The following is a 17,469-nucleotide window of genomic DNA, read 5'->3' as shown; positions in this document are numbered from 1 at the left end:
CCCGGCCGCATCCCTAAATCGCCGCCATGGCGCACACCCATCACGAACCGCAAGGCGAAGAATTGGCCGACGTCGCGCGTGCGACGCTGGAACGCGCCGGCGAACAGTGGACGCAGATGCGCGCCGCGGTGTTCGGCGCGCTCGCCGGTTTCGACAAGCCGGCCAGCGCCTATGATCTGGCCGAGGCCGTGTCGGCCGATCAGGGACGTCGCGTCGCGGCGAACAGCGTCTATCGCATCCTCGACGTCTTCGTCGCCGCCAATCTCGCGCGCAAGGTGGAGAGTGCCAACGCCTATGTCGCCAACGCCCATCCCGATTGCGTCCACGATTGCATCTTCCTGGTGTGCGATTCCTGTGGGCAGATCGTGCACCTTGACGACGATTCGCTGACCCGCGGCGTCCGCTCCGCGGCGCAAGATGCCGGATTCACGCCGGTTCGCCCGGTGATCGAGGTACGCGGCACCTGCGCCGCCTGTCGTCGCGCGGCGTGACCGGGATCAGACCGGCAATCGACACTCTCCGCCATTACGAGTAAGCGGGTCCGATGGCCGACCTTCCTGACACGCCGCTGCTCGATACCGTCAATACCCCGGACGACCTTCGCCAGCTGAAGCCCGACCAATTGCGGCAGCTCGCCGACGAATTGCGCGCGGAGACGATCTCGGCGGTGGGTACCACCGGTGGCCACCTCGGTTCGGGGCTGGGCGTCGTCGAGCTGACCGTCGCCATCCACTACGTGTTCGATACGCCGACCGACCGTCTGATCTGGGACGTCGGTCACCAATGCTATCCGCACAAGATCCTGACCGGCCGCCGCGACCGCATCCGCACGTTGCGCCAGGGCGGCGGCCTGTCCGGCTTCACCAAGCGGACGGAGAGCGAATATGATCCGTTCGGCGCGGCGCACAGCTCGACCTCGATCTCGGCGGCGCTCGGCTTCGCCACCGCCAACCGCCTGACCGGCTCGCCCGCCAAGGCGATCGCGGTGATCGGCGACGGTTCGATGTCGGCCGGCATGGCCTATGAAGCGATGAACAACGCCGAGGCCGCCGGCAATCGCCTGATCGTCATCCTCAACGACAACGACATGTCGATCGCGCCGCCGGTCGGCGGCCTGTCCGCCTATCTGTCGCGGATCGTGTCGAGCCGCGAGTTCCTCGGCGTCCGCGACGTGCTGCGCAAGCTCGCCCGGCGCCTGCCGCGGCCGCTGCACAAGGCGGCGCGCAAGACCGACGAATATGCGCGCGGGTTGACCATGGGCGGCACGCTGTTCGAGGAATTGGGCTTCTACTATGTCGGGCCGATCGACGGCCACAATCTCGAGCATCTTATCCCGGTGCTGGAGAATGTCCGTGACGCGCCGGAGGGGCCGATCCTCGTCCATGTCGTCACCAAGAAGGGCAAGGGCTATGCCCCGGCCGAGGCGGCGGCGGACAAATATCACGGCGTGCAGAAGTTCGACGTGATCACCGGCGCGCAGGCCAAGGCGCCGCCGGGGCCGCCGGCCTATCAGAATGTCTTCGGTGACCAGCTGGTCAAGGAGGCCGAACGCGATCCGACGATCGTCGCGATCACCGCGGCGATGCCGTCGGGCACCGGCGTCGACCGTTTCGCCAAGGCCTTTCCCGACCGCACCTTCGACGTCGGCATCGCCGAACAGCATGCGGTGACCTTCGCGGCGGGCCTTGCCGCGCAGGGGATGCGGCCGTTCTGCGCGATCTATTCGACCTTCCTGCAGCGCGCCTACGATCAGGTCGTCCACGATGTGGCGATCCAGAACCTGCCGGTGCGCTTCGCGATCGACCGGGCCGGCCTGGTCGGCGCCGACGGCGCGACCCATGCCGGCAGCTTCGACGTCACCTATCTGGCGACCCTGCCCAATTTCGTCGTCATGGCCGCGGCGGACGAGGCGGAGCTGGTTCACATGACCCATACCGCCGCCTGTCACGACACCGGCCCGATCGCGGTCCGCTATCCGCGCGGCAACGGCACCGGCGTGGCGCTGCCCGAGGTGCCGGAGCGTCTGGAGATCGGCAAGGGCCGGCTGATCCGCGAGGGCAAGACGGTGGCCATCCTGTCGCTCGGCACCCGCCTCGGCGAGGCGCTGAGGGCGGCGGACGTGCTGGAGGCCAAGGGACTGTCGACCAGCGTCGCCGACCTGCGCTTCGCCAAGCCGCTCGACGAGGCGCTGATCCGCCGCCTGCTCACCACGCACGAGGTCGCCGTGACGATCGAGGAAAATGCGGTCGGTGGCCTCGGCGCGCACGTATTGACGATGGCGAGCGACGCCGGGCTGATCGACGGCGGCCTGCGTCTGCGGACGATGCGCCTGCCCGATGTGTTCCAGGATCAGGACAAGCCCGAGAAGCAATATGCCGAGGCCGGCCTGGACGCCGATCATATCGTCGAGACGGTGCTGAAGGCGTTGCGCCACAATAGCGCCGCCGTGCCCGAGGGCGCGCGCGCCTGAGCCGGCGCGCTGTCCCGCGATCGGAGCGGGACGGCGCGACCGTCACCCGCCTAACGTAACTCCGGGCACGACGGCCGCGGCCAGGCCGTTGCGGCGCGGTCGCGCCGCAGGTCGGCGCCGCTGCGCGCCGTCGGCTCCGGTCCGTCGCCGAGGCCGCGCCACAGCGCCGCGTTGAAGGCGGCGGTGTCGAGATGATCCTCGGTGCGGAAGTTCTGGCCGCGCATCGCCGCCGTCCACCAGTCGGCGTTGCGCCCCGGGCAGCCGACGGTCGCGGCGACGCGCGGCGCGAAGCGATCGGCGGGGATCGGCAGCTGCGTCGTATGGAGCACGTCGGCCGCCTCGGCCCGGTAGGTCCAGTCCGCCTGCGCCGGGTCGAACAGATCGGCCATCGGCATCGCCAGTCCGTCGTTGAGGCCGAGCGGCTTCAGCCCCAACACCGCCTCGATCGTGCGGAGCACGTTGACCGTGGTGTAGCGCGTCGACACCAGTGCCTGCTGGCGGACGTAGGGGCCGACGACATAGGCGATGCTGCGCCGTGCATCGACATGATCGGCGCCGTTCTGCGCATCGTCCTCGATGACGAAGATCAGGGTCGAACCGGCGGCGCGGCTGTGCGCGATCCGCTCGACGACCAAGCCCAGCGCATAGTCGTTGTCCGCCATCTGCGTTTCGACCGTGTTGACCCCGTCGATCGCGCTGTCGAAATCGCCGAAATGATCGTGGCTGAGCCGCAGCAGCGTCAACGCCGGCAGCGTACCGGCCGCATCCGCGGCGTCGAACTCCCGCTGCCATTCGCGCACCCGCCAGAAGTCGGCGAGCTTCTGGTCGAAACCGCGGAAATACGGGTCGCTGCGGCTGGCGAGCAGGCGATCGCCCGGCGTGTAGATGCGCCGGTGCGTCGTCCACGGCTCGCGGATCACCGGCACCGCCCCGGGTTCGCCCGTGTCGTAGATCGAGGCGTCGGAGAAACCGTAGTTGCGCACCGACAGCCCGGCGCGGATCGCCGCATCCCACAGGAAGCCCTGGCCGGGCTTGTCGTCGTCGTCCGGGTCCGGCGCGGTCAGCAGCGCCGGCCCGGGCATCAGGTCCGGGTCGGTCGACAGCTTCGGGTTGGTGGCATGGCGCTCGGCCGCGGTCTGCTGAGTATAGACGAAGCGATCCGCTTCCTCCGCCTCATAGGCGAGGCCGCGCTTGGCATAGTTCACGGGCGCGGTCTTCTCCAGCAGGTCCGGCGCGCGTGCCGCGGTCGACCAGGTCCAGCCGGTGCTCGATTGCTCGCCCGAGTCATAGAAATTGTCGAGCGTGACGAACTGGCGCGCCAGTCGGTGATGGTTGGGCGACAGCGCCCGGCCGAGGATGGCGAGATGCGGATCGCCATTGCCGATCTCTAGGTCGCCGAGCACCTGGTCGTAGGTGCGGTTCTCCTTGATGATGAACACGACGTGCTGGATGCGGGCGCGGATCGCGGCCATGCTCGCGTCCGCGGCGGCGCGCGCCGCCGCGTCGGGCAGGCCGATGTTGCGGGCGACCTGCAGCGTGGTCGCGGCGAGGGCGGCGTCGCCGGGCATGGGCAGTTCGAGCAGCCCGGCCTTTTCGAGCTGGAAGATATATTGGTTCGCCGCGCCGCAGGCGTCGGGCTGGCCGCGATAGATGGCGAGCCGCGGTGCGCAGCCCTGCGGATTGGGGCCGGGCGGGCTCTTGCGATTGACGACGAAGACGCGGCGGCCCGCCGTGCCGGTGGCGACGGCGCTGGGATACCAGCCGGTCGGGATCAGCCCGGTCACCGTGCCGCCCCCCGGCGCCGGCGCGACGACCGCTACGGCGTTGATCCCGCCCAACGTCACCAGCAATCGCCCGTCGGGCAGCTGCGCAAGCCCGTTCGGATTGAGGCCCTTGCCGACCGGGACGGCGGAAAGTCCCTCCGGCAGCGTCAGCCTGGGTTCGGCCGCGAGCCGTGCGCTGGCAAGGTCGACGATGGCAAGGCGGTCGGCATTGTCCTCCGTCGCGAACAGCCGCTGCTGGCGCGTATCGACCAGCAACGCCGTCGGTTCGCCAAGGGTGGAGACGCGACCCGTCACCCGCACGCCGCCCTCGTCGATCGCCAGCGCGACGAGTTGACGATCGCGCGGGGCGGATACCCAGGCATGGCCGGCGTCGGTCCAGAGAATCGCAAAGGGATTCTCGCCGCCCGCGACGCCGCTTTGGCGGGGATCGATCTTGCCGGGGCGAAGATCCTGTTCCGCCAGCACGCGCCGCTCCGCCAGATCGACCAAGGTGACGGAGTCGTTGTAATAATTGGCGACCAGCGCGCGTCGGCCATCGGGGCTGATGGCGACGCCCGCCGCCTGTGGCTTGACGTCCGCGCCCAGTCCTGCCGCATGGCCGAGCGGGATCGATCCGGCCGCAGCGAATTGCTGGCCGCGGCGCGCGAACAGATAGATCCGGTCATCGACGCCGCCGCCGACGGCGAAGCCCCGCCCGTTTGGCGTCCAGGCGATGCCGCCGAAGCTGTTGGGTACCTGCAGCGTCTGGATCAATCGACTGCCGCGACCGTCGATCCGGTAGCGGAAGACATATTGCGTCGACCGGGCGGCGGCGATCTTGCCGTCGGCACCGTTGAAGCGGTTGAAGCCGCTGGTCAGCACCAGCATCTCGCGCCCGTCCGGGCTGACCGCGATGGCGGCCGCGCCATCGACCATCGTCGCAGAGCCAGAGCCGGCGCCGACCGCGAGCGGCGCGAAGCGGGCGCCGGGTGCGGCCGTCGGCGTCAAGACTTGGCCCGTCGGCAGGGCTTGTCCCTGCGCTTCCGGTTGCACTTGGCCGGCGGCAGCGGGACCGGCGACGAGAACGGCAACGGCAACGGCATAGAGCAGGCGCAACGGAAACCTCCGGATGGCAATGCGCTTTGCTATCGCGGTTTTGTGACAGCTTAAATCGTCCGTCGCCGGGGAATGCGACGCGACGGTCGGCGGATGTCGCCGGCGCGGCGACGGAACCAGCCGAGGCAAACTGCGCTGTATCGCAATGCAGCAGGACGATGACAGCGCCGCGGCCCGGCACCGCGCAGTACCGAGCGGACGGGTGGCGCGCCTCGGCGCCTTCGGGCGGCTGGCCGGTGGCGTCGCGGGCGGGATGCTCGCCGAGGGCGCCAGGCGGCTGGCGAGCGGCGAACGACCGCGGATGAGCGACCTCGTCCTGACGCCGGCCAATGCCGCAAGGGTCGCCGACCGACTGTCGCATCTGCGCGGCGCGGCGATGAAGCTGGGCCAGATGATCTCGATGGACGCCGGCGACGTGCTGCCGGCGGAATTGTCGGCGATCCTCGCCCGGTTGCGGGACCAGGGCTATCGCATGCCCCCGCAGCAGCTCGACCGGGTGCTGGCGCAGGAATGGGGGCGGGACTGGCGGCGGCGTTTCCAGCGCTTCGACGCGACGCCGATCGCCGCCGCCTCGATCGGCCAGGTGCATCGGGCGACGTTGCCCGATGGCCGCGTGCTGGCGATCAAGGTGCAATATCCCGGGGTGGCGGACAGTATCGGCTCCGACGTCGACAATGTCGCGACGCTGCTCCGCGTCTCCGGCGTGCTGCCGGCCAGCCTCGACCTGTCGCCGTTGCTCGCCGAGGCGAAGCGCCAGCTCGCCGAGGAAGCGGATTACGTCCGCGAGGGCGAACAGATGCGCGTCTATGGCGAGCGGCTGGCCGGCGACGCCCGCTATGTCGTGCCAGACCTGGAGCCGACACTCACGACCAAGCGCGTGCTGGCGATGCGCTTCGTCGAGGGGCGGCCGATCGAAACGCTGGCGGATGCCCCGCAGGAGCGGCGCGATGCGGTGATGACGGCGCTGATCACGTTGGTGCTGCGCGAGCTGTTCGCGTTCGGCACGATGCAGACCGATCCCAATTTCGCCAATTACCGGTGGCAGCCGGAAACGGGCGCGCTGGTGCTGCTCGACTTCGGTGCGACCCGCGCGGTGCCGGCGGAGACGGCCGGGGCCTATCGGCGGCTGATCGAGGCCGGGCTGGCGCGCGATCGCGACCTGATCCGCGACGTGGCGGTGGAAACCGGCTTCATCGGCCGTGCCGCCGCGGACGGACACCGTCCGGCGATCGACCGGATCATCGCGGCGATCGACGACGCGCTCAACCGGCCGGGCCCGTTTGACTTCGGCGACCGCGCCTTCGTGCCGGTGGTGCGCGAGGAGGCGCGGGCGATGATCGCCGACCGGGCCACCTGGCACGTGCCGCACGTCGAGACGCTGTTCGTCCAGCGCAAGGTCAGCGGCACGGCGTTGCTGGCGGCGCGGCTGAAGGCGCGGGTCGACGTGCGCGGGCTGGCGGCGGCGGCGGTCGCCTGACGATATCGCGGCGCCGGCCGATGAAGGGCCGGCGCTAGCGCGCCTCCAGCGCGATCCCCGCCAGATTCTGCGTCCGCCGGAGATAGCGGAGACGCCATCGTCCCGGCGGCTTGGGCGCGGCGCGGAATGTCGCCAGATGGTGTGCGCACGAGGGCGGGCACCGCGCATTGCCGTTCGCCTGCGCGATCACCGCCGCCGCGTCGCCGAGCAGCACGACGTCCGCCGCGCCGCTCGCCACCGCCGCCTGCAGGGCCGCGATCAGCGCCAGCCATTCCGCCTCCATGCTGCTGCCGATGCCGAGATCGCGCCGCACCGTCGCGACGCCGCGCACGACGACGGCGATCGCCATGCCGGCGGGGGCCGGCCGGCTGCTGCCGTCGAAAAAGACCTTCACCCCAGCCGCCATGTGCCCGGCGCCAGGCCGTCCAGCGTCCAGTCGCCGATCGACCAGCGCACCAGCCGCAGCGTCGGCAGGCCGACCGCCGCCGTCATCCGCCGCACCTGCCGGTTGCGGCCTTCGCGGATCGTCAGGCGCAACCAGTGATCGGGAATGGTCGCGCGGAAGCGCACCGGCGGGTCGCGCCGCCACAGGTCCGGCGGCGCGATCGCCTCGACCTCCGCGGGGCGGGTCGGTCCGTCGTTCAGCGTCACGCCGTGGCGCAGCCGGGCCATGGCGCTGTCGTCGACCGCGCCTTCGACCTGGACAAGATAGGTCTTGGGGAGCTTGAACCTGGGATCGGCGATCCGCGCCTGCAGCCGGCCGTCGTCGGTCAGCAGCAACAGCCCCTCGCTGTCGCGATCCAGCCGTCCCGCCGGATAGACGCCCGGCAGGTCGACCAGCCCCGACAGCGTCGGCCGCGCGGTCGGCGATTTGGCATCGGTGAACTGGCTGAGCACGCCATAGGGTTTGTTGAGCAGCACCAGCCGCGTCATGCCGCGACGATGCTCTGCGCCACCGCCTCGGCCACCTTGATGCCGTCGACCGCCGCCGACAGGATGCCGCCGGCATAGCCCGCGCCCTCGCCGGCCGGGAAGAGACCGGCGGTGTTGAGGCTCTGGAAATCCTTGCCGCGGGTGAAGCGGACGGGAGAGGAGGTGCGCGTCTCGACCCCGGTCATCACCACGTCGGGATGATCGTAGCCGGCGATCTGCCGCCCGAAGACGGGGATCGCCTCGCGCATCGCCGCCACCGCATAGTCAGGCAGGCACAAGGCGAGGTCGGTCGGCGTCACGCCGGGGCGATAGGAAGGCACGATGTCGCCTAGGCCGGTCGACGGCTGGCCGGCCATGAAATCGCCCAACCGCTGCGCCGGCGCCTTGTAGTTCGATCCGCCGGCGACGAAGGCGCGTTCCTCCCAATGGCGTTGCAGCGCAAGGCCGGCGAGCGGATCGCCGGGAAAGTCGCGCGCCGGGTCGATCGCGACGACGAAGCCCGAATTGGCGTTGCGCTCGTTGCGCGAATATTGGCTCATGCCGTTGGTCGCGACCCGCCCCTCTTCGGACGTCGCGGCGACGACGGTGCCGCCAGGGCACATGCAGAAGCTGTACACCGTGCGCCCGTTCGAACAATGGTGCGAGATGTGATATTCGGCGGCGCCGAGGATGCGGTTGCCCGCCTCGCTGCCGAAGCGTGCGCGATCGATCCAGCTTTGCGGATGTTCGATCCTGACGCCGATCGAGAAGGGCTTGGGCTCGACGAAGACGCCCGCCGCATGCAGCATCGCGAAGGTGTCGCGCGCGCTGTGGCCGACCGCGAAGACGACGTGGCTGGTTTCCAGATAGCCGCCGTCGCTGAGGTGCAGGCCGCGTAGCTGCCGCCCGCCATCCGCCGCGACCGCGACGTCGATCCCGTCGACCCGCGTCGAGAAGCGATATTCGCCGCCCAGCGCCTCGATGCTCGCACGCATGCTCTCGACCATCGTCACCAGGCGGAAGGTGCCGATATGCGGATGCGCCTCGGTCAGGATCTCGGGCGGGGCGCCCGCCTTGACGAACTCGGTCAGCACCTTGCGGTTGAGATGGCGCGGATCCTTGATGCGGCTGTACAATTTGCCGTCGGAGAAGGTGCCGGCGCCGCCCTCGCCATATTGCACGTTGGATTCCGGGTCGAGCACGCCGCGCCGCCACAGGCCCCAGGTGTCCTTGGTCCGCTCGCGCACCACCTTGCCGCGTTCGAGCAGGATCGGGCGGAACCCCATCTGCGCGAGGATCAGCGTCGCGAACAGGCCGCACGGCCCCGCGCCGATCACCACCGGACGCGGCGCGCCGCTCGTCGCGGTGGCGACCGGATAATAGGACGTGTCCGGCGTCGGCCGCACGTTCGGATCGGCGGCGAAGGCGGCGAGCACCGCCGCCTCGTCACGCACCGTCACGTCGACCGCATAGACCAGCGCGATGCGGCCGCGAGCGCGGGCGTCATGGCCGCGCCGGGCGACGGCGAAGTCGATCAGCTCGGCGGGCTGCAGGTCGAGCCGCGCGAGGATCGCGGCAGGCAGGTCGTCCTCGGCATGATGGAGCGGCAATTTCAATTCGGTGACACGGATCATGGCGGCGCCATACACCGCCGCCGCCATCGCCGCCAATCGCCTCGCATCGCCGAACGCTGGTGCTGCAGCGGTCGCTATGCGGGCTCCGGCCGATGCGGCGCCGGGGGAGGAAGGGCGGGGCGATGCCGTCGCTTCCCCCCTAGCCGCCGCGCCTGCGCATCCCTATCGATACGATCATGGGGCTGACCGCACTCGACATCATCGTTCTCGTCCTCGTCCTCGGCGCTGCGGTGCTCGGCGGCCTGCGCGGGTTCGTCACCGAAGTGCTGTCGCTGTTCGCCTGGGTCGCGATCGTCGCGATGCTCAAGCTGTTCCACATCGCGCTCGCGGCCACGCTGGCGAGGACGATCGGCACGCCGTCGGGCGCGGCGGTCGCCGCCTTCGCGATCATCGCCGGCGGCACCTATGTCGTCGGCCGGCTCGTCGCCACGGCGATCGGCAAGCGCACCCGCACCTCGATCCTCGGCCCCGTCGACCGGGCGCTCGGCTTCGGCTTCGGCGCGCTCAAGGGACTGATCCTCGCCAGCCTCGGCTTCCTGCTCGCCGCTCTGGTCGTCGACACGGCGCGGGGCGGCGCCAGTCACCGTCCCGAATGGATGACGCAATCGCGCAGCTATCCGCTGCTCAACGCGACCAGCGCCGGCATCGCCGATTTCGTCGACCGTCGCCGCCGCGGCCTGCCCGTCTTCGGCGCCCGGACGCCCGATCCCTCTCCGTCAGCGAGTGACGCCCCGTGAACGCCCCCCTCTACAATGCGGACATCCTCCGCCTCGCCGCCTCGATCCCGCATCACGAGCGGCTCGAACACGCCATGGCCACCGCGGAGAAACGCTCGCCGATCTGCGGCAGCCGCGTGACCGTCGACGTCGGCGTCGACGACGCCGGCCGGGTCAGTGAGGTCGGGCTGCTGGTCCGCGCCTGCGCGCTCGGCCAGGCGTCGGCGTCGCTGCTCGCCGCCAACATCCTCGGCCGCACGCCGGAGGAGCTCGCCGCGGCGCGCGACGGGCTGGCCGGCTGGCTGGCGCGCGAGGGGGAACGGCCGGATTGGCCCGGCCTCGAGGTCTTCACCCCCGCGCTCGACTATACCGCCCGCCATCCGTCGATCCGCCTGGCGTTCGAGGCGGCGGCCGAAGCGGCGGCGGCGGCGCGCGAGGCGCATGCCCATGCATGACGCGGGCGGAACCGTCTCGCTGCTCCGCGACGGCATGGTGCTGCTCGGCGCCGGCCTCGCCTTCGTCCTGCTGTTCCGGCGCGTCGGCCTCGGCGCGACGCTGGGCTTCCTCGTCGCCGGCGCGGTCGTCGGCCCGCATGTCCTCGGCCTGGTCGGCGACGCGGAATCGAAGATCGGCGTCGCCGAACTCGGCATCACCCTGCTGCTGTTCGTCGTCGGGCTGGAACTGAATCCCAGCCGCCTGTGGCGGATGAAGCAGGAGATCTTCGGCGTCGGCCTGCTCCAGGTCGTCGCCTGCGGCCTCGCCATCACCGGCATCGTCTTCCTCGCCCGCTTCTCGGGGCCAGCCGCGCTCGCGCTCGGCCTGCCGCTGGCGCTGTCGTCGACGGCGCAGGTGCTGCCGATGCTGCAATCCGCCGGCCGGCTGCGCACGCCCTTCGGCGAGCGGGCCTTCTCGATCCTGCTGTTCCAGGACCTGTCGATCGTGCCGCTGATCACGATCGTCGCGGCGATGAGCCGCAATCCCGCCGACGCCCATGCCCCGCCGGGCTGGCTGCTCGCCATCTACACCGTCGGCGCGGTGATCGGCCTGATCCTCGCCGGCCGTTTCCTGCTGCGCCCGCTGTTCCGCCTGATCGGCAATCTCGGCGAGCGCGAGATGTTCGTCTTCGCCGCGCTGTTCACCGTCATCGCCAGCGCCGCGGTGATGGAGGCGCTCGGCCTGTCGACCGCGCTCGGCGCGTTCATTGCCGGCGTGATGCTCGCCGACAGCCCCTACCGGCACGAGCTGGAGGCGGACGTCGATCCGTTCCGGTCGATCCTGCTCGGCCTGTTCTTCCTCGCCGTCGGCATGATGCTCAATCTGCCCGCGATCGCCGACCGGCCGGCCTTCGTGATCACCATGGCGCTCGCCCTGATCGCCACCAAGACGTTCGTCATCTTCCTGATCGGCCTGGCCTTCCGCATGACCTGGCGGAGCGCGCTGGCGCTCGGCCTGCTGCTCAGCCAGGGCGGCGAGTTCGGCTTTGTGCTGTTCGCCCAGGCGCAGGCCGGGCTGCTGATCGCCCCCGATGCGGCCAGCCTGTTCGGCGCGATCGTCACCCTGTCGATGGCGACCACGCCGTTCCTGATGGGCATCACCAGGCGCTTCCGCGAGGAGCCGATCGCCAAGGATCAGGAGCGCGACGGGCCCAAGGCGGACGGCGCCAACGCGATCATCGTCGGCTACGGGCGGTTCGGCCAGACGGTCGGCCAGATGCTGCTCGCCAGCAACATTCCGGTGACGCTGATCGACACCGACATCGAGATGATCGACATCGCCGGCGAGTTCGGCGCCAAGGTCTATTACGGCGACGGTACCCGGCTCGACCTGCTGCGCCAGGCGGGCGCGGCGGAGGCGGAGCTGATTCTGTTCTGCATCGACGGCGATCAAATCCAGCCCGATACCCTGGAAGCGGTACACGAAGCCTTCCCGAACGCGGAAATCTATGTCCGCGCCTATGATCGCCGCGCTTTGGTCAAGCTGAAGCAGGGGCCGGCTAAATACGTCGTCCGCGAGGTGCTCGAATCCGCGGTGAAGATGGCGCGGCTGGCACTCGACGGGCTCGGCGTCTCGGAGACTGATATCAACCGCGCCGAGCAGATGTATCGATCGCGCGACAAGGAGCGGCTGCGCATCCAGATCGAGGCTGGCGACATCCGTGCCGCCCGCGCGCTGGTCGCGGAGCAGCAGCCTTGGGGGAACGACCGCTGATGCTCGGCTTGCTCGCCGCTTTGTCGGGTGCGCTGGCGGTCGCGGCCGGGGCGTTCGGTGCGCATGGCGCGACCGGCGCGGCCCAAGAATGGCTGAAGACCGGCGGCCATTACCAGCTGATCCATGCCGTCGCGGCGCTGGTCGCGCTGCGGATGGAGGCGCGCGGGCCGGCATGGCTGTTCGTCGCCGGTGGGGCGATCTTCGCCGGCACGCTGTACCTGATGGCGCTCGGTGCACCGCGCTGGCTCGGCGCGGTCACACCGATCGGCGGCGCGCTGCTGATCGGCGGCTGGCTGTGGCTGGCATGGCAGCTGCGCGGTGCTTGAACCGCTGTCCTACAAGGGCGCCGTTCGCTAGACCGGTGGGCACGCGCTCTTTCTGATCGTCCATAAAGCTGACGGCATGCCGCGTCTCACTATCGGGGCAGCGGACATTGCACGGTCAGGCGTCAATTCTGTCAAGACTCGCGGTTTTGCCGCGCGACTTCCGGCACTTGTCCGAGCAGTAGATCACGCTGTCCCAGTCGCGCGCCCACTTCTTGCGCCAGCTGAACGGCCGCCCGCACGCTGGGCAGACTTTGGTCGGCAGGTCCCGCTTGGCGACGCCGTTGGGCATCAGCGGGTTTGGGCGTCGAGGAAGCGCTCGACCGCGGCGAGGTCAACCGTCTTGTCGAGATAGGTCTGGCCGATCCCGCGGGCGAGCAGGAAGGGCAGGGTGCCTGCCGCCATTTTCTTGTCGTGTCGCATATGCTCGACCAACGTTGCGCCGGCCGCCGGGATCCCCGCCGCGGCGAGCCCGTCGGGCAGGCCCACCGCCCGGAAATGGCCGGCGACCCGATCGGCGTCGGTCACGCTGCACAGGCCCTGCGCCGCGGAAAAGGCGAAGGCGAGGGCGCAGCCCGCCGCGACGCCCTCGCCATGCAGCAGCGCCTGCGAATAGCCGGTCTCCGCCTCCAGCGCATGGCCGAAGGTATGGCCGAGGTTGAGCAGCGCGCGGATGCCGTTGGTCTCATGCTCGTCCGCGGCGACGATCCGCGCCTTGGCCGCGACGGCGTGGCCGATGGCATATTCGCGCGCCGCGGCGTCGCCGGCGAGCAGCGCTGCGCCGTGCGATTCGCACCAGGCGAAGAAGTCCGGATCGTCGATCAGCCCGTATTTGACCACCTCGGCATAGCCCGCCCGCGTTTCTCGCGCGGGGAGGGTGTCGAGCACGTCGGGATCGATCAGCACCAGCGACGGCTGGTGGAAGGCGCCGATGAGGTTCTTGCCCGCCCGCGTGTTGATCGCGGTCTTGCCGCCGACCGAGCTGTCGACCTGCGCGAGCAACGTCGTCGGCACCTGCACGAAGCCGCATCCGCGCTTCAGTATGGCGCAGGCGAAGCCGACCAGATCGCCGATCACTCCGCCACCCAGCGCGATGACATGATCGCCGCGCTCGATGCCGAGGTCGAGCAGCCGGTCGCACAGCGATTCCAGCTGCGCCCAGCTCTTGGTCTTCTCGCCGGGCGGCAGGACGATCGCCTCGCTCGCGATCCCGGCCGCGTCCAGCGACGCCTGCAAGGTGGCGAGATGCCCGCGCACATGCTCGTCGGTGACGATCGCCATCCGCCGCCCCCGCGCCAACGGTGCGAGATGCGTGGCGGCGCGGGCGAGTACGCCGGCTTCGATCAGGATCGGATAGCTGCGGTCGCCGAGCGCGACGGTGACGGTGCGGCTCACCGGCGGCCCGCCGGGCGCAGCGCCTTGAGGATGGCGGCGACGGTCGCCTCGTGCGGAGCCTTGTGGCTGGTGATGTGGATATGCGCCTCGGCATAGATGGGGTTGCGGACGGCGGCGAGCTCGCTCAGCACCTGGTGCGGATCGCGATTGCGCAGCAGCGGGCGGGTGTCGCGCCGGCGGACGCGCTCGGCGAGCACGGTCGGATCGGCGTTCAGCCAGATCGCCGTGGATTCGCTGAGGATCAGCGCGCGCGTCTCCGGGTTGATGAAGGCGCCGCCGCCGGTCGCGATCACCTTCGGCCGGCCGTCCATCAGCCGGGCGATGACGCGCCGCTCGCCGTCGCGGAAATAGGGTTCGCCGAAGCGTTCGAAGATCTCCGCGACGGTCATCCCCGCCGCCTCCTCGATCGCGTGGTCGGCGTCGACGAACGGCAGCGACAGGCGTGCGGCAAGGCGGCGGCCGACGGTCGACTTGCCGACCCCCATCAGCCCGACGAGCACGATCGGTCGGGTGGCGGCACCGGCCGATCCGGCGTCGTGGGGAAGAGCGCTTTGCAACATGGTCCGCCGCGCTATACAGCGGCGCAGGACGGGGCAAAAGCTCTGCTCCGTGTTTACGTGACTTAAGGTACGCTATGTCCCGCCTCGCGATCACCGCCGTCGTGCTCCTCGTCGTCATCGTCGGTGGCCTGTTCTTCCTCGCCGGCCGCGCGTCGGAGCGGCCGCAGACCCATGTCGAGAAGGCCGTCACGCTTGCCAATCTCAGCTAGGGCGCGCGTCGGCGCCGCCGCGATCGCGCTGGCGGCGACCGGCATTGCCGCCTTTGGTCCGGCGATCGGCCAGGACCGGCCCGAATCGATCCTGCCGCCCGGCTTCGGCGAACCTGCCGCGCAGCCGAGCCCGACGCCGCGCGCGACCCAGGCCGCGCCGGCCGGCGTACCGCTACCGGGCCCGACCGGCGTCGCGACGATACAGCCGCTGCCCGGCCTCAGCCCGACGCCGACGCCGAGCGCGACCCCCAGCGCGACGCCGACGATCGATCCGCGCACGCTCGCGCAATATGAGATGCCGGCTTATGCCCGCCGCTCGCTCGACATGGTCGGTCCCGCCGGCCCGCGCGAGGGTGCGCTCGGCGCCGACACCTTCGACAAGACCGACGGCCGTTTCGCCGAGGGGCTGATGCGCCGCATCGCGGCGCCTTTGCCGTCGCGCTGGATGTCGATCCTGCTGCGTCGCACGCTCGCCGCGCAGCTTTCTACGCCGGCGCGCGTTGACGGCGCCGATTTCGCGGCGGAACGCGCCTGGCTGCTGCTGCGCATGGGCGAATCGACCGCGGCGCGCGCCGTCGTCCAGTCCGTCGACACCGGCAATTACACGCCCAAGCTCTATCAGGTCGCGATGAGCGCCGCACTGGCGACCGGCGACCCCGCCGGCCTGTGCCCGATCGCTGATGGTGGCGCACGGCTCGCGCCGGCGCGCGGCTGGACGCTGGCCCAGGCGATCTGTGCCGGCCTGCGCGGAGAGGCGGCGCAGGCCAAGTCGCTGCTCACCGCCGCCCGCCGCCGCAACGTCGCCACCGGCATCGATCTGCAATTGACGCAGAAGGTCGTCGGCGCCGCGCCCGGCGGCGGCCAGGCGGTGACGATCGAATGGGCCGGGGTCGACCGGCTCGACGACTGGCGGTTCGGCCTCGCCGCCGCGACCGGCGTGACGATCCCCGACACCCTGTTCGGCAGCGTCGGACCGCAGGTCCGCTCCTGGTATGCGCTGGCGCCCGGTATCGGCCTCGCCGACCGGATAGCGGCTGCCGAGGCTGCCGCTGCCCAGGGCGTGCTGTCGAATGCGGCCTTGGTCGACCTGTATGGCGCGGTCGATGCCGCCGACGACATGCCCGGCACCTCCAGCGCTGCCGCCAGTGACTTGCGGACGGCCTATGTCGGGGCCAGCGCCGATGCCCGGCTCGGCGCCTTGCGTCAGCTGTGGGGCGATCAGACGCCGTCTTACGCGCGGCTCGTGCTGACCGCGCGGGCGGCCGCGCGCCAGCCGGTGCGGCTCGGCGTTGCCGATGCCGACCGGATCGTCGCGTCGCTGTTGACCGCCGGGCTGGACCGCGGCGCGGCCCGCTGGCGGGCGGCGGTGCCCGAGGGCGGCGACGGATGGGCGATGATCACGCTCGCCGACCCCGACACCGACGCACGCGTCGGCTATGGCGTGCTGTCGCGTTACGCCGGCAGCGGTGACGCAGCGCTGAAGCAGCGCCTGTTCTTTGCGGGCCTGGCTGGGCTCGGCCGCCTGTCGTCCGAGGATGTCGAGCGGGCGGCGCAGGCGCTCGACGTGCGGATCGGGGCGGAGACGTCGTGGACGCGCGCGATCGACCGCGCCGCCGCCGATGGCGACCGCGGCGGCGTCGTGCTGCTCGCGGCGATCGGCATGCAGACGCCGCACTGGCGGGGCGTTCCCCCGGCCATGCTCTATCGCATCGTCGGGGCTTTGCGGGCGGTCGGCCTCGATGGCGAGGCGCGGATGATCGCGGCGGAGGCGCTGGCCCGGGTGTGAGCGACCGGGCACTGATCGACCGGTTCCTCGAGATGCTCGCGGCGGAGGCGGGCGCCGCCGCCAACACGATTGCCGCCTATCGCAGCGATCTTTGTCTCGCCTCGCAGGCGCTGGACGGCGCGCTGGTCGATGCCGACGAGGCCGCGTTGCAACGGCTCACTGCCGAATGGAGCGGTCTGGCGCGGGCGACGGTGGCGCGCAAGGCGGCGGCATTGCGACGCTTCTTCGCCTTTCTGGTCGACGAGGGGCATGTCGCCGGCGATCCCACCGCGGCGCTGCCGCGCCCAGGCACGGCACGGCCGCTGCCCAAGGTGCTCAGCCATGCCGATGTCGACCGGCTGTTCGCGGTGATCGGTGAACGAATCGCAGCCGAACGGCCGCTACCCGGCGACCTGCGGCTCGCCGCCTTGGTCGAACTGCTCTACGGGTCGGGGCTGCGGGCGAGCGAGTTGGTGTCGCTGCCGCGCAATGCCGTCCATCCCGACCGGCCGTTCCTGATCCTGAAGGGGAAGGGCGGTCGCGAACGGCTGGTGCCGATCTCCGATCGCGCCCGCGCCGCGGTCGCTACCTGGCGTGCGCATGTCGCGACCGACCGCGCCTTTCTGTTTCCGTCGGGTCGCGCGCATATGTCGCGGATTCGGCTCTATCAGCTGATCAAGGCGCTCGCCGCCGACGCCGGCATCCCGCCCGACCGGGTCAGCCCGCACGTCCTCCGCCATGCCTTCGCCACGCATCTGCTGGCGGGCGGGGCGGATCTGCGCGCGTTGCAGGCGATGCTCGGCCATGCCGATATCGCGACCACGGAAATCTACACCCATGTCGACACCGGCCGGCTGGTCGAGCTGGTCAACACCCGCCACCCGCTCGTTGACGCGAGCCCGGCGCGGGCTTAACCGACTG

Annotated in this window: 17 protein-coding genes; 10 read left to right on the top strand and 7 right to left on the bottom strand. The window is 70.6% G+C overall.

The genetic code is table 11. The features are described from left to right. The first annotated feature begins 26 nt into the window (after positions 1 to 26). Positions 27 to 491 carry a Fur family transcriptional regulator gene (locus tag D9601_RS06810; RefSeq protein ID WP_198353082.1) on the top strand — a complete coding sequence of 155 codons (465 nt, stop codon included), beginning with the start codon at positions 27 to 29 and terminating at the stop codon, positions 489 to 491. Positions 492 to 544: 53 nt separating this feature from the next. After that, positions 545 to 2,470, top strand: a complete 1,926-nt coding sequence (dxs, locus tag D9601_RS06805; RefSeq protein WP_198353081.1) for a 1-deoxy-D-xylulose-5-phosphate synthase — start codon at positions 545 to 547, stop codon at positions 2,468 to 2,470. A 50-nt stretch (positions 2,471 to 2,520) separates the two neighbouring features. Here dxs and D9601_RS06800 read toward each other — a convergent pair whose 3' ends face one another. Next, positions 2,521 to 5,349, bottom strand: coding sequence for a bifunctional YncE family protein/alkaline phosphatase family protein (locus D9601_RS06800; RefSeq protein WP_232473845.1), 2,829 nt, complete (start codon positions 5,347 to 5,349; stop codon positions 2,521 to 2,523). A gap of 145 nt (positions 5,350 to 5,494) precedes the next feature. On the opposite strand from D9601_RS06800, the gene D9601_RS06795 reads away from it, so the two are divergent. Further along, positions 5,495 to 6,826 carry an ABC1 kinase family protein gene (locus tag D9601_RS06795; RefSeq protein WP_198353080.1) on the top strand — a complete coding sequence of 444 codons (1,332 nt, stop codon included), beginning with the start codon at positions 5,495 to 5,497 and terminating at the stop codon, positions 6,824 to 6,826. A gap of 34 nt (positions 6,827 to 6,860) precedes the next feature. Here D9601_RS06795 and D9601_RS06790 read toward each other — a convergent pair whose 3' ends face one another. Genes D9601_RS06790 through D9601_RS06780 form a run of 3 tightly spaced genes read right to left on the bottom strand, consistent with a single transcriptional unit; the run spans position 6,861 to position 9,372 of the window. After that, on the bottom strand, positions 6,861 to 7,232 hold the full coding sequence (locus tag D9601_RS06790) for a reverse transcriptase-like protein (protein ID WP_198353079.1): 372 nt from the start codon (positions 7,230 to 7,232) through the stop codon (positions 6,861 to 6,863). Continuing rightward, positions 7,217 to 7,759: a pseudouridine synthase gene (locus D9601_RS06785; RefSeq protein ID WP_198353078.1), complete on the bottom strand. Its 543-nt coding sequence runs from the start codon at positions 7,757 to 7,759 to the stop codon at positions 7,217 to 7,219. Before D9601_RS06785 ends, D9601_RS06790 begins: the two co-directional genes overlap by 16 nt. Then, entirely contained in the window at positions 7,756 to 9,372 is a 1,617-nt protein-coding gene (locus tag D9601_RS06780) for an NAD(P)/FAD-dependent oxidoreductase (RefSeq protein WP_198353077.1), read from the bottom strand. Before D9601_RS06780 ends, D9601_RS06785 begins: the two co-directional genes overlap by 4 nt. A gap of 176 nt (positions 9,373 to 9,548) precedes the next feature. Between D9601_RS06780 and D9601_RS06775 the strand changes: the two genes are divergently transcribed. The 4 genes from D9601_RS06775 to D9601_RS06760 are packed head-to-tail and all read left to right on the top strand — an operon-like array spanning position 9,549 to position 12,622. After that, complete coding sequence (locus D9601_RS06775) at positions 9,549 to 10,109, top strand: CvpA family protein (protein ID WP_198353076.1); 561 nt, start codon at positions 9,549 to 9,551, stop codon at positions 10,107 to 10,109. Beyond that, on the top strand, positions 10,106 to 10,543 hold the full coding sequence (locus tag D9601_RS06770; RefSeq protein WP_198353075.1) for an iron-sulfur cluster assembly scaffold protein: 438 nt from the start codon (positions 10,106 to 10,108) through the stop codon (positions 10,541 to 10,543). The genes D9601_RS06775 and D9601_RS06770 overlap by 4 nt, the downstream gene beginning before the upstream one ends. After that, a complete protein-coding gene (locus D9601_RS06765; RefSeq protein ID WP_198353074.1) occupies positions 10,536 to 12,296 on the top strand; it encodes a cation:proton antiporter domain-containing protein in 1,761 nt (586 codons plus the stop codon). Before D9601_RS06770 ends, D9601_RS06765 begins: the two co-directional genes overlap by 8 nt. Beyond that, positions 12,296 to 12,622, top strand: coding sequence for a DUF423 domain-containing protein (locus D9601_RS06760; RefSeq protein WP_198353073.1), 327 nt, complete (start codon positions 12,296 to 12,298; stop codon positions 12,620 to 12,622). The genes D9601_RS06765 and D9601_RS06760 overlap by 1 nt, the downstream gene beginning before the upstream one ends. 115 nt (positions 12,623 to 12,737) lie before the next feature. Here the strand turns inward: D9601_RS06760 and D9601_RS06755 are convergent, their stop codons facing one another. The 3 genes from D9601_RS06755 to D9601_RS06745 are packed head-to-tail and all read right to left on the bottom strand — an operon-like array spanning position 12,738 to position 14,574. Continuing rightward, positions 12,738 to 12,911 carry a DUF2256 domain-containing protein gene (locus D9601_RS06755; protein ID WP_198353072.1) on the bottom strand — a complete coding sequence of 58 codons (174 nt, stop codon included), beginning with the start codon at positions 12,909 to 12,911 and terminating at the stop codon, positions 12,738 to 12,740. Next, the gene (gene aroB, locus D9601_RS06750) at positions 12,911 to 14,014 is read right to left on the bottom strand and encodes a 3-dehydroquinate synthase (RefSeq protein WP_198353071.1); all 1,104 of its coding nucleotides are present in this window, start codon (positions 14,012 to 14,014) and stop codon (positions 12,911 to 12,913) included. Before aroB ends, D9601_RS06755 begins: the two co-directional genes overlap by 1 nt. Continuing rightward, complete coding sequence (locus tag D9601_RS06745; protein ID WP_198353070.1) at positions 14,011 to 14,574, bottom strand: shikimate kinase; 564 nt, start codon at positions 14,572 to 14,574, stop codon at positions 14,011 to 14,013. Before D9601_RS06745 ends, aroB begins: the two co-directional genes overlap by 4 nt. Positions 14,575 to 14,648: 74 nt before the next feature. Here D9601_RS06745 and D9601_RS20010 point away from each other — a divergent pair, with 74 nt between their 5' ends. The 3 genes from D9601_RS20010 to D9601_RS06735 are packed head-to-tail and all read left to right on the top strand — an operon-like array spanning position 14,649 to position 17,462. Further along, the gene (locus tag D9601_RS20010) at positions 14,649 to 14,783 is read left to right on the top strand and encodes a hypothetical protein (protein WP_269769645.1); all 135 of its coding nucleotides are present in this window, start codon (positions 14,649 to 14,651) and stop codon (positions 14,781 to 14,783) included. Further along, positions 14,767 to 16,569, top strand: coding sequence for a hypothetical protein (locus D9601_RS06740; protein ID WP_232473844.1), 1,803 nt, complete (start codon positions 14,767 to 14,769; stop codon positions 16,567 to 16,569). The genes D9601_RS20010 and D9601_RS06740 overlap by 17 nt, the downstream gene beginning before the upstream one ends. After that, entirely contained in the window at positions 16,566 to 17,462 is an 897-nt protein-coding gene (locus D9601_RS06735; protein ID WP_332837920.1) for a tyrosine recombinase, read from the top strand. The genes D9601_RS06740 and D9601_RS06735 overlap by 4 nt, the downstream gene beginning before the upstream one ends. Positions 17,463 to 17,469: the final 7 nt, after the last annotated feature.

It is taken from the genome of Sphingomonas sp. MA1305 (assembly GCF_016107325.1).
Taxonomy (GTDB): Bacteria; Pseudomonadota; Alphaproteobacteria; order Sphingomonadales; family Sphingomonadaceae; genus Sphingomonas.
This window is presented reverse-complemented; position numbering and strand designations above follow the sequence as displayed.